Below are 15,236 nucleotides of genomic sequence, written 5' to 3'. Positions count from 1 at the left end.
ATTTTGTCCTCTCCTCAGAATACATACATCCCTGCTAAGCCGAAAACATAGATGATGAACGTCGCACTAAGGTAATTTTGGACACTATTGACGTAGTCCTCCCGGGTCTGGAGGACCCAGGTATTTTGGTAGATTGCGTCAGTATAATTCTCTTTAAGCATTTTTCCGGCAACCTCTTCTTGAGTAATGTCCTCTTCTGATGCTTCTACAGAAATCTTAGGGAAGAGGAGTGTAAGGATACCGTCTCCAATTGCAGTGAAGAAGTCAATGGTTTTTTCCGGAATTCCACGAGTTGGTGCGTGATCCTTTTCGGCTTGTGGCATATTCTGGGGGTCTGGATGGATGCCAAGGGTAAGCTCAGAGTAAGAGACACGCTCAGATAGTAGTCTGAGGACCCACATTGGTGCGAATAACGTGGCAGAGAACGAGAGCAGCCAAAAGACCTGGTTGGTTACATCTACTGAATTGATTTTTAAACCATTCACTCCAATGACAGAGAGAGCGGTCACCACGACTCCGCCGAAGACGGCATGAAGTCGGAGTGTCCGAAGTAACTCGTCATTGATTCGGCGAAGGATTTGGATTTGAGTGTCAAGAACAGCCCGCCCCTCCGCGTCGTCTATTCTTGGGGGCTGGTGGTTATCGGTCTTTTCTTCAACTTGTTCCTGTGACATTATAATTTAGATGCGAACTGGAGTATTGCCCCGACAAGAACAAGGAAGATAATGCTACCAAGGAACAGGTCGGGTCGGTTAGCAAACCAGACAAGGGCAGTATTGTTTGGGTCAGCGCCCTGCATTATGTTAATCATCGCAAAGCCCACTAACGCGACAATGAAAAGAGCAGCAAGTGCGCCAACCGCGTTTTCTTCAGCCATCTAAGCGGTAGTTCCGAACGACGGTTCTTAAATGTTCACAGAATAGACCCTTCTCTCGGTCACCATCGGATTACCCGTAGGATAGCCATTAATCCACTATCGTAGGACACCGGTGTTCAGATGAGTTGACCTCGTCCGGCAGAAGCTCGTCAAGCCGCCAGTTAAGATTGTTCCAGTCGTGCTGGTCACGACGCTCGTGGTAGGTCTCGGCGCGGGTAAGGAACTGTCCGAAGAAGTCCAATGCCTTCGCAGTAGAGAATTCGCTGTAGTCGCCGTAATCCATCGGGTTCAACGTCCGCGTCCGAGCGACATTGATGCATGTCTCCACACGCGGATCATGCCCCTCTCGCTCAGGGCGCACCGGTACGATCCAGCCAGTCGGCGTCCGGGCGGGCGGCCGCTCGTCGTTATTCTCGGCGTTGCGACACCATGGCTCGTGATCCAGGTGTTCGATGTGGAGACTGACGCAATGGCATAAATCGCAGGACACCTCGCCCGTGGCGACCCCAAACTGGTCGCCGGTATCCCGCGTCAACAGCTCGAAGTGCGTGTCGGGGTACTCCCAATTGTGCTTCGAATGCATCTATCGCCACTCCTCAAGGTCGACGGTGACAGTCGACAAGAGCCACCCGCGGTCGCTGCGGAGTTCCATCCCCGACTCGCGGACGTCCGCCACGACATCGTCGCCGGTAACTGGCTGACCGTCGGCCCGCCACACCAGGTCAGCCTCCTCGCTCGTCATCCCGCACGCCAATGCCGCAGACCGAAAGGCAGCCTTCGATTCACCGGCAGCTAAGTCACGCAACTGCTCCACGGTCATCTCGTTCACTGCTCATCCCTCCCCGCCATAAATCTCCCGCAATCGTGGTCCTCGATCCGCTCACCCAGCCCGACAGCACCACAGGTGGAACACTCCTCAAGTTCGGCCGAGTTGCTGGGCGTGCCGAGCGTCAAGACGACAGTTTCGTAGCCATCCCGCGTATAGTCGACCTCCTCGACGATCGCTCGGCCCTGGAGTTCCTGGACGAACGCACGGCGTGCGTCGACCACGTCACCCATCAGTTCTCGACCCCGTTCCAACCGCGGCCGTGATGCTGCGCGCGTAGCAGACTGATGATGTCCTGGTCCTCGCCGACCGCATACGCGATGTCGGCGCGGATCTCGTCGGCGTCACGCTTCCAGCGCGCCATCAGTCAGCTCTCCACTCCTCGATGCTCGCGAAGTAGTCGTCGGCGCCGAGGGCGGCCGGCCAGCGCGGGCGCTCCCACTCCCACGCGTTGTCGGGCTCGTGGTCGGCGGGGTCGTACTCGCCGTCGGGGGTGGCGGCGGCGAACTTCGCAGCGCTCGCGAGCAGCTGGTCGCGCTCGGGGCTGCCGCCCCACGTCAGCGGTTCACCGATACCGCCTTCGCGGCGGATGGTGCCGGTCCATTTGAAGTCGTCGTGGCGGCCGGACTGGCCGTACTGCTTAGTGATCTTCACGCGCAGGCCGGCCTCCTCGTGCTCGACGACGTAGCCGCCGTCATGGCGGAACGTCCAGCCGTCAGGGAGGACGACGGGGCAGTCGGTGCTCGGTGCTTCGGTATCGTTTTCAGCGTTCACGTTCTTAGTTGACATCGCTTCGTCTCCTGGCGAAGCACGGTCGGGCGTGTTGGCGCACGCCCCGGCCAACTTCTGCGGCCGGTGTCCCGCGCTTCTCAGTTACATCTTCGCCAGCCGGCCACTAATAGTTTACTATTGTACTATCTTAGAGAGGGTCGATAAGACCGTCTGTTGAAAAGCTATTTACGAAGCAAAGGACAATTGTAAAGTGGCGATTGACCAATGCCAGAATCAGTGAGCCTGAAACTCGACGGCGTCGACGGAGAAATCCTCGACGCACTTCAAGACGGACGCTACGACGACCAGCCATGGGGGCGGAATACTCCGAAGAACCTTGGAGACGACCTCGGCTACTCCCGACAACACATGAACACCCGACTCGGGATGCTCGAAGCTGCAGGGCACGTAAAGAACATCGGAGGAGGTGTCTACGAGTTCGTTAGCGATCCCCGCGAGGAGGACGATACCGATGAGTAACGGCCTGGATTGGCCGACTGGCTGGGACCGCACACCCCCAGGCGAGCGCACGCGGAACAACCGGTTCGACACTGGGCTCCGTCAGTCGATCGACGACCTCGTCGACGAACTTGAGCGCGTCGGCGTCGACGACTGGCGGCTCTCCACCGCCGCCCAGCACCAGAAGCAGAACCCGCGCTACCCGTACGCCAACGCCAGCCCGGACGACCCCGGCGCTGTCGTCCGCTGGACGATGGACGGCGACCAGTACGCGGCCGCCTGCGACGCCTACACCCGGCTCCGTGACAACATCCGGTCGCTCTACCTCTACATCCGCGAGAAGCGGAAGATGCAGCAGCGCCCCGTGAAGACCGGCGAGAGCGAGTTCGCGAACGCCCGACTCCCGCCGGGCGACAGCGAGCGCGACGCGATCGTGGTCGGCGGTGCCGCCGATCAGCCCGAGCCTCACGAGGTCCTGGAGGTGAGTCCGGACGCGAGCCCAGAGGTCGTGAAGGCGGCAGCCCGCCAGAAGCTCGCCCAAACGCACCCCGACCAGGGTGGCGATCGGAGCGAGTTCCACCGGGTGAAGCAGGCGAAGGAGGAACTGCTCGATGCTTGAAGAACAGACGGTGGTCGTCTACCGCTGCTGGTGCGAACATGAAGACTGTGACTGGGAGCGGCGGGTTGAGGAACGGGATATCGAGCTCGCGCAACGCTGTAGTGCGGCGGCGATGGCCGGCCACGGCATCGCGGAGGGACACTATCGGACGAAACGGTACTGCGTGGAGAGCGGCGGTGATTGAGGATTGAACGCAAATTACGCATTAGAAGAGGCTTCGTGAGAACGGGGCTGAGTGACTTGTAATCGGCACATCCTTTTAAAGTGTTAACGGGGACAAAATAATTATAGAGTCGCTGGGAAGAACGTCCCATGGCGATTCAAGACGCACTTCCGGACCGTCCTCTCACGTTCGACGAGTTCCAGAAAATCCAGCAGATGGATTCCTTCGATGGAGTTCAGACTGTCGATAAGTCCGGTGACACTGATGTTCTCTTCATCCAACGAGATGGGACTGAATACACTCTCCATTATACCGACGACGAGGGGTGGCACATTTGCGATACTGCTTCGACTTCAAGTTGAATTCAGATTTACCTAAACGCCGGAAACTTTACTACCACTTGTCCTTATGTTATCGGCATGGCAGACCGAGAAGGACTGGTCGCGATACTTGGCTTAGTCACGTTCATGGCAATTTTGATCGCTTGGAATTTTGTGACAAGTTCGTGGGTGCGGCTAACGAAAGAGATGGGCCAACCTGTCGGAGTGCCAGGTTCACTCGACGCTCTCATGTTCTTGGTCGCCATCGCTGCGGGCATCATAGTGTTCCTCAAGTTCAATTCGTAGTAGCGTCTTGATAGTCGGGATGCACCCAGACGTACTCCCGATTTAACGCCGCCTCGAGGACACCGTCCTGTCGTGCGAAGATCTCCGACTCGCCACCGTAGACGTCCTCGTCATCGAACGGGACTGTTGACGCGAACTCGGCGTGTTGCCAGTAGTAGACGGCGCGGCCGTCGGGTTGGAGGCCGACGAGGTCGGGGGCCGACCGACAGACCAGGTGGCGGGCAGCGAGGATTGGGTCGTCGAGGTCCGGGCGGAGATCGACGAGTTCGTTCGCGATCTCGCCGAGCAGTTCGGCCCTGCCCTTGGGCGCGAGTCGGGCGAGTCGTGAGTCAGGCATCCCGGTCGAGTTGGTCGGCGATCGTGGCAGCCATGTCCTCGGTTGCCCGCGCTGCTGACTGGCCGGTTCCGACGACGTCGAGGCCGGGCTGGGTGGCCTCCCATGTGCCGTCGGGGCGTTTGGCGAGTTCGACCATGGTTGCGCCGTAGTCGGTCTTCTCACCGTGGGGTTTCTGCGTTTGGTGCGACATATCTGGGGTTGCATGTGGGTGTGACTAAGATGTATGCCATCCCCTGAGCGGAAGTGAAAGTGGGTGGAGGGAAGGGGGAGGCTGGGTGAGGGGGGTGGCGGTAAGCTAACGGTGGTTCTGGCTGGCGCGCCGGAACTGGGTGGCGACTTACCGCCACCTGGGTCCTTCAAACCGGTTTGTAATAAACGGCATGATAGTGACAGCCATACTACCGTAAGAGCGGGGTAAAACTAAGTCGTCATTGAACCGAGTTCATCGAAACCATCAAAGAAAGTATTGCACTGGCGATAGTAAGCACCGCCTATGGACGGAGATACCCACACCCAGCTCCTCGCGTATCTTCGAGACCACGTCGACAGCTCCCTCCGCGGCATCACAGTCTACGACGCCGACAACTACGACGTCATCTACATCCGCGAGGATCTCCGTGCTGAGCGAGTTCGGTCAGAAGTCGACCAGATGGTGGAACGACTCCGCCAGGAAACGCGAGTTCGCGAGCAACAATCGTTCCCATTCGGCGGACTCAATGGAACGCTGCGATCATTTGAGGATGCGATGGTGATGCACTTCCCCGACACACAAGAGCGGGGGACGGTTGTCACGCTTGAGCCTGAAGTCGGCCGTGACCTGAACATGTTCATGCACGAGTGCGAGAAACGTATCAACCGCTAGCCGAGTGGGAGGCGAAGACGTGAAATGCGCGGCGGGGTCGGTCTCCTCCCCGCCCGGTATCGAAAGCTCCCGTACTACGCGCACTTGAACCTTGCCAGACCACCAATAAGTACGTTCGGCATTACCATTCTGAGAATTTGGCTGGAAGAAATTCTCGGCCCGAGAGAACCGTTTCCCGGTTTGGAGCAGAATTATTAGAACGCGCCCATAAGCGGCAGTATGCCGAACTCAATGAAGGTAGTCGGCGATAGCGGGCACTTAGGCCTCCAAGTTACACGCCCAGTACGAGACGCAGGCCTTGTCGAAGAACTAAAGCCAGAAGAACGCGCTGAAGACGAAAATCCACCATACCCAAACTACCGCGCGGCCATCCGCATTCACGCCTTCGACGGCCTGATTCTAATCCTTGACCGTGACCGTGTCGCGCAGTCAGATGCAGCTGAACTCGTCGCACATGCGATCGAGGAGACCCAGACTGTCTTCAGTGCGCTGAACGCCATCGTCTCCATCATGGGCCAAGGCTACATGGTGCAACTCCCAAACGGCTCTGAGGCCGGATTCGAAGAAGGAGACACCGCGCCGGTCCAAGTAAGCCCGAATATTCTCGTCATCCACAATGAGTCAGACGAGTCTGTAGAATTAGCTACGGAACTGGCTTCGATGCGGGAGACTCAGGTCTCGTAGTATAGGAAGCGCTGGCACTACGGATTTTAGCGTCCGAAAAAATTGGAACCGCGAATGACCGGGGAATCCCGGTGGTTAGTTATCTATGCCTAGTTGCTGCGGCGGAGCGCCAGCAGCGCAGCCGCGACGAGCGCGACCAGCGAGACAGCCATGCCGAAGCCGGGGATGCTACCGGTGTTGTCGCCGGTGGTGGTCTCCACGGTGGTGGTCTCCTCGGTGGTCGTCTCAGTCGTGGTCTCCTCAGTCGTCGTGGTCGTCGTCGTGGTCGACTCGGTCGTCGTCGACTCAGTCGTCGTCTCGCCACCGCTGGTGGTGGTCGTGGTCTGCTGGGCAGCCTCGACGAGGACCGCGTCGGTGACCTCGTCGCTGGTCGAGCCGCCAGCCGCGTAGACGCGGGTCAGCGACGTGCCAGCGTCGAACTGGCTGAGGTCGAACGTGGCACTGAACGTGCCGTTCTTGGTGACCTTGGTCGAGGTGGTGAACAGCTGGCCCTCGGTCTCGACCTCGACGCTCACGGACGTCCCGGGCGCCAGGTTGGTCTCACCGGAGACCGTCGCGTTCTCGCCAGCCTCGACCTCGAGCACGTCGCTCGAGTTCAGGCCGGTGATCTCCATCGTCTGATCCTCGACACTGAAGGTGGCCGAGGCGTTCTGCGTGTTCTTGAAGACGTTGTTGGACTTCTTGACCTTCAGGTCGGCCTTGTAGGCGGTGTCCGAGCTAAGGGTCGCGTCCGAACCCGTCTTGAACGCGTAGTAGACGGTGTTGTTCTTCGCGTCGTACCACGTGCTGTCAGCAGCACCGGCGTAGATAGTGTTAGCGACCGTGTTCGGGCCGGTGTTCGTCTCCGTGACGTTCAGGTAGACGAAGCTGTTCTGGGCGCTGTCGTCACCGTAGCCGTACGCGGTCTTCTGGATGCTGTTGTTGATGTAGCCGTGGATGCCGGACACCTGCGCCTCGACGACGACCGTGTCGCCGGCGGCGATGGTGTCGGACTGGCTAACGCCGTTGACGAGCTCGTTGAGCTCGTCGGAGTCCGGCAGGCTCGAGCCCGCGTAGACCCACGTGTTGAGCGAGTCAACCGACGGCTGACTGACGCTCAGAATCTTCTTGGCGTCACGCTGGGCGTCAGAGGTGCCGAGGATCAGGTTGTACGAACCCGTCGCCATCGGGCTGCTCAGCGCAGCACCGTTAGCGTGGCCGACAGGGGTGAGCGACTTGCCCGTGTAGACGCCCTGCTCGCCGTGCTCGTTCGCACCGCTGGATCCGTCGTTGTTCGCGACACTGAACGAGTCAGAGTCGCTGACCGAGATGAACTTGCCGACAGTGGCGGCGCCGTTCGTCTCGTTGGTGTTGACGTAGACGGTGACGCTCTTGTCGTCGTCGCTTCCGTCACTGACGGAGAAGTTCGCCAGGAAGTTGCTGGAGTCGCCACCGACCTCGACGTACGCGTCGTCGGTGTTCTTCAGGTTGACGGTGAACTTCGCGATGTCACCGCGCTCCTGGTAGACCGTGTTGGTGTTGTTGAAGCTGACCTGCGCGTCGCCAGCTTCAGTGACGTTGATCGTGTCAGTCTTGGCGGTGACACTGGTCTCACCGTGGACGACGCGGACGACGTAGTCGCCAGCGTTCTGGTCGTCGTAGCTGGAGATGTTACCGAACGTGACGGTCGCATCGCCAGTCCCGTCGAACGTGGAGCTGATAGTGTCGACCGGGTTGTCGTCGTCGAAGTCAGCGCCTTCCTCGTAGAGTTCGGCCGTGAAGCTACCGCCGAAGTCGGCCGAGGAGACGTCAACTGCGATGGCTTCCTCGGTGGTGAGGTTGTTTTCCTGAGCTGACGCCTCAAGGTTGAGCGGGTTGACCGTCAGGCTCGTCTCGGAGTTCTGCAGGGCAGTACCGGGGTCACCCGCAGGCTCCTTATCATTGTAGGTGACGCGGTACTTGCCGTCGAGCTTGGACGTGTTGTAGTTGACGGCGGTGCCGGGCGCGGTCGAGAACCGGTCGACCTGCGTCCAGCTGTTGTCGCCGTCCGGCTTCCAGATCGTGATGACCGTGTTCTGGCTCGAACCAGCGTCGAACGTCACGACGTCGCCCGAGTAGACGGTGTGGCTGTCCGTGGTGGTGCCGTCGAGGACGGGCGTCTCACGGTTGTACGTCTTGTAGGCAGCCGTGTACGAGTTGCTGCCGAGCGAGATCTGGTGCTGGATGCGGCTGTCAGCACTCACGTCGTTGCTGCTCGCGTCGAGCGTGAACGGAACCGTGAGGTCGCCGCTGTAGCTGCCAGTGAAGTTGACAGTGATTGTGTTGTTAAACTCGTTGTACACAGGGTCCTCGACGTTAGCGAGGGTGCCCGATCCGGACACGGACCCCGTGTTAGAAACGTCGATGTTAGCGGCAGTAGTTTCGCTCACATCAATGACGAGGACGTCATTGTTACCGGCGCTAACACCGGTCAGCTTAACTGATTGACTAACACTACTCAGCGCAGAGTCGTCTTGCGTAAGGTCAATGGTGGACCCTGTGCTAACGGTCGCGTTGTTCGCCGACTGCGCACTCGCAGCCATGGGAACGCCCGCGAACACAGAGAACACCAGTAGCGCGGCGAGCAATGCGCCACGTACCTTGTCTGTTGTCGTTGTCATGGTTGGGGTTGCTTTTCGTTGACAGGGGTCTTTCGGCTGCGTCGTCCTCTGGGGGAGGCGTGCAGCGTTACTTAACGCCTGTCGGGTAGGGGTACATTCGAGTCCATATCAACGGTGTATTAAATGCTTTGTGTTTCATCACCTTCGTGCTAGCGCAGTTCAATCACGGCTTACCGAGAAATGCATGAAAATGGTTAAATAGGAAAGGTACAATTTCCCGGATGCACGCCAATACTATTGGCGTACAAGGTTTGGTTGGTCACCTCGGTCGGTGACCACACGCCACCAAGGGTAGGGACTTCACGCCGGCTGACGGCGTGAAGCCTTGGTTTTCAACCGACACACCCCCACTCGACAGCGACAAGGCCGCCAATTGACTCCTGTCCAGGAGTGACCAAACGCTCTGACCCTCTATTAGCGAGACGTTACTCACTAACTCTCACACCCGGTCACTCACCACCGACACCCGGCTCTGAATGTCGTTGATAACCTCTGCGACCGACTGCCGACTCCCAAGCCGCAGCACGACCTCCTGAGGCGTCTGCTCGATCTCCCTGATCTCCAGGCGCTCGCTCTGGGTCGGCAGCCCCTCGAGCAGGAGGTCGTCGACGAGCGAACGGCCGGCCTCCATCTTCGGCACCGTCACCGACGCCTCCCAGAGCGGATCCTGGATCCGCTGGATGAGGTAGAGCGCTGCTCGCGAGCACGCCTGGTTCGACGCGAGGTTCGGAATCGTCCGCACGATCGTGTCCGGATCCGTTGCCGACTCGAGCGTGTAGCTGCCCTCGGTCTTGTACTGGTAGTCGATCTCGTAAGTCGTGCCCGTGCTCATCGACCCACTCGACAAAATCTTGATCTGGCCCTCGCTGCGGTCGACGTCGTAGTCGTCCCCGATCGTGAACACCTCGCCCGTCGACGGGTCGTAGACGCGGTCCGTCGCTGGCACGAGATTCCCGTGGTCGAGCGACTTCCACGTCCCCGTGCTCGAGACGCTGAAGGACTCGCCACGCACCGGCTGGGCCGACCCCTTGATCACGGATTTCTCGTAGCTCTTTTCCACGCTTTTCTGTACCGCGTACTCCGCGATACCGGGCTCACCGCTCGCTTGGCGTTGGCCGGGCTGCGTCCACTCGATACTCCAGCCGTTCCGGTCACGCCTGACCTCCCAGATGAAGTTGCCGTAGTCCGCGATCTGGGTGAGGACCTCCTGGAGTGAGCCGTCGTACTTCTGCTGGTCGAGCACGGGCGTGTCCTGGAGGTCGCCGTAGAGCTTGAACGAGTCGAGCCGCTGGGTCCGGAACCCGAACTTCGGCGACGGCGTGTTCCGGAACCTGTACCGCGATAAGGTGACGCGGAAGGTGAGGCTGGTCCCGGTCGACGAGAAGCTGGTCTCGAAGTCCGCGGTGTTGCTCGCGGACTTCCACGTCGACCCGCCGTCGTTGCTGAGCGCCACGCCCTGGCCGTTCGAGGTGTCGGTGAACGTGCCGTCGACCCGGCCGCCGACGACCTTGTACGCGGAGTTCACCGTGTTCAGTTCGACGTCGACGGCGTCCGGGTAGTCCTCGGGACCCTCCGCAGAGTGGGTCTCCATCGTGTCCTCAGTGTGCCAGCGGTAGCTGTATCGACCGTCGTAGCCGCCACCGATGTCGACGTAGACGTCTTGACTCGCCGCGTCGTCAGTCACTTCAACCCGCACAGTCGCGGTTTCTCCGGCCGGGATGGATCCCGAGACAGTGTTGTGAGGCGCCTCCCACTTGTCACCGGAAGCCCCGCTGTACCCTGCGCTATACCCCACCGCGGTCTTGGTCCCGAGCGATGGGCTGCTGATGGTGATGTCCAGCCCTTTCAAGTCCGTGATGTCGTTCGGGTTGCCGAGACGAGCCCATGCGCCGACCGCCCCCGCGGCCATATCGTACTGGGGGGTGAATTGCCATTCGATGTAGTGGCCGTTCTGCGAGAGCACCGCCTCGTTCCCGTAGTCGGTACTGTCCGGGTTGGCGGTCGCGTGGTTGCTGTCACGGATGAAACTGGCGACGTTGTAGTCGCTCCACTCGTCGACCGCGTCAAACGACCACGCCGTCTGCAGGAGTTCGATGCCACCGTTCTGGACAGCAGCCGGTGTCGACGCCGGGATGTCGACGATCTCGTTGAAGCTCGCGTTGTCGCTGGCCTTCTGGAGGAGCGTATCCGACTTCACCGACCCGCCAGGCGCGTCGACGTTTGCCGTATAGCTCGTGTTCGCCGTGATGAGATCCTCCGCAGCGAGGTGAGCGTCCCGGCTGGTGTACTCGGCCTGCACGCGGTCGCGGAGCTCCGAGCCGCCACGGCCCTCGAGGATGGTCCGACCCGGCTCCATCCGCACACTGACGAGCTCGTCGATCGGAAGGATGCGGCCGTCCTGCCAGACCGACAGCTTGGCGTTCTCGAACGCCGACGCCTGCCACTTCTCGTCTCGCGGAACCGGAACCTCCACGCGTGGATAGCCGTTGAGGACGGGCGTGAACTGGGGGTCGTCGAGCAGCCGCGGCTCGAGCGTTTGCCCCGACGGGTGCTCGACCTTCACCGTCCAGCCCGACGCCTGTACGCGCTCGCGAGGCAGGCCAGAACTCGGCGTACTGATCGACCCTGTCTCCGCAGCACTGGTTGAGTCCTCGGTGTACGCTTCAACCTGATACTTGTACGTGTTCCCCGGGGAGACGGTGGTATCTGTGTACTGTGTCGTGTTCGGGGCGAGGTCGTCGATCTGCTGGAACGGCCCCCAGCCGTAGTCGTACTCTCGGGCGCGGGAGATCCGGAAGCCATCCTCGTTGTCGGACTGGTCGCCCCATGAGATGTCGATGCTCGTCTTCGCCGCCGAGTCTGCCGTTGTATTCGTCGGCGTCGGAAACGCCGTGGTGATGCTCACCGCAGCCGACCAGGACTGGGTGACGTGTTCGGTTTCGCTACGGATGCGGTACTCGTACTGCTCGCCGTCCTCCAAGCTGGGTGTGGTTATCGAGGTGGTGGCCTGCCCGACGGTGGCGCTGCCGGCCAGCACTGAGTCGACGTAGATGGTCTTATCGACGCCGGTGCCGTCACCGTCGTAGAGCCAGCGGAACTGGCCGATGCTGGTGAGGTCGATGGGAACCCCGGAGAGGTCGATCTGCACGAGTTGACCCTCCCCGGCGGTGAGCTGCCCGGAGAAGTCGAGGGTGGCCCACGACGAGCCGTCATTGAGCTCGAGCGCATGGGACCCGGCAGTCTCGTCGGTCTGGTACCAGAACTGGACGTAGTTGTCACTTGAAAGGTCAACGGCGGTTCCCGGGGAGTACTCAATCCAGCGGGACCCCTGCGTCGACGGGGCGTCCGTCACGCCGCGAACCGCGGTGCCGTCCTCGCTCGGAGTACTCACGGTCGAGATCGTTGCGTTCGACCCGCTGGTCCAGTTGGTCGTTCCGTCTGCCGCGGTGATGGTCTGCCGACCTGAGAGCGCGGTGAGCCAGTCCGTGTCGCTAGTTTCCCGGAACTCCACCCGGTACTCGCCGTAGTCGATGACGTCCGTCCAGTTGACGGTGACCTCGTCTTCGATGCCGTTATCGAGACTGTCGATGGTCGCCTCAGGCAGTTCGGTCGTGAACTGGACCGTGCCGGTCTCAGCAGTATCGTGGTCTGTGTAGGCGACGACCCTCACGTCGTACTTTTCGCCGTCCAGTAGATGTGACGTCGTGTACTGGCTGGTCGTTAGCCCGATTCCGTCACCGTCAACTGTCCACGTCGACGCATCAGTCTGCTTTACCTCGACACGCTGGTTGCCGTAGTCGTGATTCGGCGACCAAGAGATGGTCGCCTGGTCACCGGTGACACCGTCGACGGCGAGTCCAGATGGCGCTGGAAGAACGGTCGTCGCGCTCGCCTGACTGCTATCCACGTCCGTGACGTGGTCGGTGTTCCGCCGGACGGTGTAGTAGTACTTCTCGCCGTCCGAGAGCCCCGTATCAGTGTAGGACGTCTTCGACAGGTTGGAGATTGTCGCGACGACTGAACCGGTCGTGCCGTCGGTCGACCGCACGATTTCGACATTCCCATCGCTGGAATTGTCGTTCAGCGTGTAGTTGACCGTGATCTCGTCCTCGGTCGTGGCGTCGAGCGAGTCAAGCGTGGGCGCGGGGAGCGAAGTCGTCGCGGCGACCTCGCCGGTGAGTTGACTGTCACCCGTAGAGTAGTACGCAGCAACCCGGTAGTAATACTTCTCGCCATTCTCCAAGCCGGTGTCGCTGTACGTGCTGGTCCCCGCAGCGAGGTCTGCGACCTGCGTGTAATCGGACTGCGTCGAGCCAGACGCTTCGGCGCGATACACGTGATACCCCGACTCATCGTCTGCACCGGTCCACGATAGGTCGACGCTGGAATCCGTCGTCGCGTCGACTGCCAGCCCCGTCGCATCAGTCCGTTTCGTGCTACTGTAGTCCCAGCTGCTGTTCCCGGCGGTGTTTTCCGCGCGAACCCGGAATCGGTGGGTGTTGGTCCCGGGTGTGGCCGAGTAGGTGTAGCTGGTCGAGTTCGCTCCCGGCGTTGCGACCGTCGAATACGAGCTGCCGTCCTCGCTCACTTGGACGCGGAAGTTGTCCTCGTTGTCAGAGTTGTCCGTCCAGGTGACGGTGATCGAGTCGTCCGCGTCGATTGTCTGGGAGGTGTTCGACGGCGCAGACGGTGGTGAAGGGGCTTCGCCGATGTAGTCGTTCCACGCATCATACGTCGTCCCCCGGCCACGGATGAAGACCCGCCAGGCGTTGTTCCCGTAGCCCAGGTTCCCGCTATGGGTTTTGGTGGTTCCTGACTGCTGGTCTTCGAACTCGACGGTATAGTTCGCGTTCGCCCAGTCGAATGTGCAGTAGACGACAACCCATCGCTCGAGGCCATCTCCTGAGTACAGTTGCGTAGTTCCATCACCATCAGTGACCTGCCATTCCGGGCTGGATGACCAAAATTCGATTTCGTCGTTGTAGTCGGTGTTCTGAATCGCGATTTTACACCCGGCAGAATTTGGGCCTTCCCGGAACGCCCAGTAGAACTCGGAAATCTGTTTCCCGCCATCCCAGGCCGACGGCTGGTTGTACGCCAAGTTGCCGGGAGAGCTATCATGATACCCGTAGTAGGAGTATGAACCGTCGTAGGCGTAGTCGCTGACGACGCTGAACGAGGCGCTGCCGTCTGCAACTGTCCAGCCGCTTGCATCGCCGTCCTCGAAGGAATCGTACCACTTCGCCATCTATTTTGACACCTCCTCACGCGTGACGAGCCCCTGCGAAGCCTCAGCCGCGTAATCTTGGCCGTCTGCGACCGGCGACAGAAGATCCTGGAGGCCCGACGGGGTCGGCCCCTGCTCGTTCTCGGCGACCACCCACTGCGGGAGCGTCCAGCCTCGAGGGAGTCGCATATCGAGCTCGAAGTACGAGGTTGGCGACGTCGACGGATCTCGGAACCGCGTCCGTGCCTCGACGCGGCCGGGCCCGATCCGGGTGAGACTCCAGTCGTCGAGCTCCCAGTTCGACGAGCCGAGCGAAACCGCCGACCACGAGCTAATTGAGGAGTCCCACTGCGTGACCGAGAGCCCCGAGTCCAACTGGACGCGGACGAGGCCGTTGTCGACGATCGCGCTCCCCGCGAACTCGTGGCTGGTCGCGAACACCCACTGCCACGAGTTCACCCCATCTGAGTCGAGCTTCGACCGGCCATGATCGTCCCACACCACGACGTCGACCTTCCCCTCATCCGAGTAGGGCAGGTCGTAGACGAGGGTCGGATTGTCGTACGAGGAGGCGAGCGCGTCGACGACGTCGACGCTTCCCTTCTCGCCGGTCCGGGTCTCGACGACTGACACGGCCTCGGTCTGCTCGCTCTCGTTGTCGTACCACCGGACGTTGGTTGCGCCAGCGTCGACGCCGACGAGCGCGGTCTGGGTGTTGCCCATGTCGTTCTCGACCTGTCGAACGGTGGTCGCGACCGAGCGGTGGTGGGTCGATCGTGTCCCGGCCTTCGTGAGGACGCCGTCGAACGAGTGGACGTGGCTCGTCCGCGGGTCGACCGGCTCGATGTCGACGTTCGCGAGCGTGTAGTAGCCGTCGTCCTTCGACTGACTGCTGACCGCGAAGAACGGGACTTGTTCGACGTCGCTCGAGAACAGCTCCTCGAACTCCTCGGCCATCAACTCGCTGTACTTCCCGCGGTACTGTCCGCGCAGCAGCTTCTGGTCCGGATCCAGCGAGAGCGACTGCACGGACGCAGTCCCCTCGTTCAGGAGGCCCTGCGTGGCGGTGTTCCGCTGGATCTGGTTGCGGGTGAGAGTTTGCGCGTCGCTCGGGACGATGAGGGTGTAAAGGTTTTTCTCCGTCAT

Annotated in this window: 19 protein-coding genes; 7 read left to right on the top strand and 12 right to left on the bottom strand. The window is 60.7% G+C overall.

Features of this window, described 5'->3' with window-relative positions; all coding sequences use genetic code 11:
* Positions 1-14 precede the first annotated feature (14 nt).
* From ACQUQF_RS03330 to ACQUQF_RS03300, 7 genes are all read right to left on the bottom strand, one after another.
* Positions 15-674 carry a hypothetical protein gene (locus ACQUQF_RS03330; RefSeq protein WP_435175696.1) on the bottom strand — a complete coding sequence of 220 codons (660 nt, stop codon included), beginning with the start codon at positions 672-674 and terminating at the stop codon, positions 15-17.
* Positions 674-877, bottom strand: a complete 204-nt coding sequence (locus ACQUQF_RS03325; protein ID WP_435175694.1) for a hypothetical protein — start codon at positions 875-877, stop codon at positions 674-676. The genes ACQUQF_RS03330 and ACQUQF_RS03325 overlap by 1 nt, the downstream gene beginning before the upstream one ends.
* Positions 878-965: 88 nt before the next feature.
* Positions 966-1,460, bottom strand: coding sequence for a hypothetical protein (locus tag ACQUQF_RS03320; protein WP_435175692.1), 495 nt, complete (start codon positions 1,458-1,460; stop codon positions 966-968).
* Positions 1,461-1,697: a hypothetical protein gene (locus ACQUQF_RS03315; RefSeq protein ID WP_435175690.1), complete on the bottom strand. Its 237-nt coding sequence runs from the start codon at positions 1,695-1,697 to the stop codon at positions 1,461-1,463.
* 5 nt (positions 1,698-1,702) lie between these two features.
* Positions 1,703-1,936, bottom strand: coding sequence for a hypothetical protein (locus ACQUQF_RS03310; protein WP_435175688.1), 234 nt, complete (start codon positions 1,934-1,936; stop codon positions 1,703-1,705).
* Positions 1,936-2,067 carry a hypothetical protein gene (locus ACQUQF_RS03305; protein WP_435175687.1) on the bottom strand — a complete coding sequence of 44 codons (132 nt, stop codon included), beginning with the start codon at positions 2,065-2,067 and terminating at the stop codon, positions 1,936-1,938. Before ACQUQF_RS03305 ends, ACQUQF_RS03310 begins: the two co-directional genes overlap by 1 nt.
* The gene (locus tag ACQUQF_RS03300) at positions 2,067-2,492 is read right to left on the bottom strand and encodes a hypothetical protein (RefSeq protein ID WP_435175685.1); all 426 of its coding nucleotides are present in this window, start codon (positions 2,490-2,492) and stop codon (positions 2,067-2,069) included. The genes ACQUQF_RS03305 and ACQUQF_RS03300 overlap by 1 nt, the downstream gene beginning before the upstream one ends.
* 219 nt (positions 2,493-2,711) lie before the next feature.
* Between ACQUQF_RS03300 and ACQUQF_RS03295 the strand changes: the two genes are divergently transcribed.
* The 5 genes from ACQUQF_RS03295 (at position 2,712) to ACQUQF_RS03275 (ending at position 4,341) form a co-directional block, all read left to right on the top strand.
* Complete coding sequence (locus ACQUQF_RS03295; RefSeq protein ID WP_435175683.1) at positions 2,712-2,954, top strand: ArsR family transcriptional regulator; 243 nt, start codon at positions 2,712-2,714, stop codon at positions 2,952-2,954.
* Positions 2,947-3,552 carry a J domain-containing protein gene (locus ACQUQF_RS03290; RefSeq protein WP_435175681.1) on the top strand — a complete coding sequence of 202 codons (606 nt, stop codon included), beginning with the start codon at positions 2,947-2,949 and terminating at the stop codon, positions 3,550-3,552. The genes ACQUQF_RS03295 and ACQUQF_RS03290 overlap by 8 nt, the downstream gene beginning before the upstream one ends.
* On the top strand, positions 3,545-3,736 hold the full coding sequence (locus ACQUQF_RS03285; RefSeq protein WP_435175679.1) for a hypothetical protein: 192 nt from the start codon (positions 3,545-3,547) through the stop codon (positions 3,734-3,736). Before ACQUQF_RS03290 ends, ACQUQF_RS03285 begins: the two co-directional genes overlap by 8 nt.
* Before the next feature lie 128 nt (positions 3,737-3,864).
* A complete protein-coding gene (locus tag ACQUQF_RS03280) occupies positions 3,865-4,077 on the top strand; it encodes a hypothetical protein (protein ID WP_435175677.1) in 213 nt (70 codons plus the stop codon).
* 57 nt (positions 4,078-4,134) lie between these two features.
* Positions 4,135-4,341, top strand: a complete 207-nt coding sequence (locus ACQUQF_RS03275) for a hypothetical protein (RefSeq protein ID WP_435175675.1) — start codon at positions 4,135-4,137, stop codon at positions 4,339-4,341.
* On the opposite strand, the gene ACQUQF_RS03270 is transcribed toward ACQUQF_RS03275, so the two are convergent.
* Both ACQUQF_RS03270 and ACQUQF_RS03265 read right to left on the bottom strand, forming a co-directional pair.
* Positions 4,331-4,678 (bottom strand): hypothetical protein, encoded by a 348-nt coding sequence (locus tag ACQUQF_RS03270; RefSeq protein ID WP_435175673.1) that lies wholly within the window; start codon positions 4,676-4,678, stop codon positions 4,331-4,333. The two genes, ACQUQF_RS03275 and ACQUQF_RS03270, sit on opposite strands and share 11 nt — an antisense overlap.
* A complete protein-coding gene (locus tag ACQUQF_RS03265; protein ID WP_435175672.1) occupies positions 4,671-4,868 on the bottom strand; it encodes a hypothetical protein in 198 nt (65 codons plus the stop codon). Before ACQUQF_RS03265 ends, ACQUQF_RS03270 begins: the two co-directional genes overlap by 8 nt.
* Positions 4,869-5,171: 303 nt before the next feature.
* Between ACQUQF_RS03265 and ACQUQF_RS03260 the strand changes: the two genes are divergently transcribed.
* Positions 5,172-5,540, top strand: coding sequence for a DUF7522 family protein (locus ACQUQF_RS03260; RefSeq protein WP_435175670.1), 369 nt, complete (start codon positions 5,172-5,174; stop codon positions 5,538-5,540).
* Between the two features lie 219 nt (positions 5,541-5,759).
* Positions 5,760-6,224 carry a hypothetical protein gene (locus ACQUQF_RS03255; protein WP_435175668.1) on the top strand — a complete coding sequence of 155 codons (465 nt, stop codon included), beginning with the start codon at positions 5,760-5,762 and terminating at the stop codon, positions 6,222-6,224.
* Between the two features lie 89 nt (positions 6,225-6,313).
* On the opposite strand, the gene ACQUQF_RS03250 is transcribed toward ACQUQF_RS03255, so the two are convergent.
* The 3 genes from ACQUQF_RS03250 to ACQUQF_RS03240 form a co-directional block, all read right to left on the bottom strand.
* Positions 6,314-8,545, bottom strand: coding sequence for a BGTF surface domain-containing protein (locus ACQUQF_RS03250; protein ID WP_435175666.1), 2,232 nt, complete (start codon positions 8,543-8,545; stop codon positions 6,314-6,316).
* A gap of 757 nt (positions 8,546-9,302) precedes the next feature.
* On the bottom strand, positions 9,303-14,111 hold the full coding sequence (locus ACQUQF_RS03245; protein WP_435175664.1) for a fibronectin type III domain-containing protein: 4,809 nt from the start codon (positions 14,109-14,111) through the stop codon (positions 9,303-9,305).
* Positions 14,112-15,236, bottom strand: coding sequence for a hypothetical protein (locus ACQUQF_RS03240; RefSeq protein WP_435175662.1), 1,125 nt, complete (start codon positions 15,234-15,236; stop codon positions 14,112-14,114). It lies immediately after the preceding gene.

It is taken from the genome of Halorussus sp. AFM4 (assembly GCF_051194995.1).
In the GTDB taxonomy this organism is placed as follows: domain Archaea; phylum Halobacteriota; class Halobacteria; order Halobacteriales; family Haladaptataceae; genus Halorussus.
Note: the sequence above shows the minus strand (reverse complement) of the source record. Positions and strands in the feature narration are given on the sequence as shown.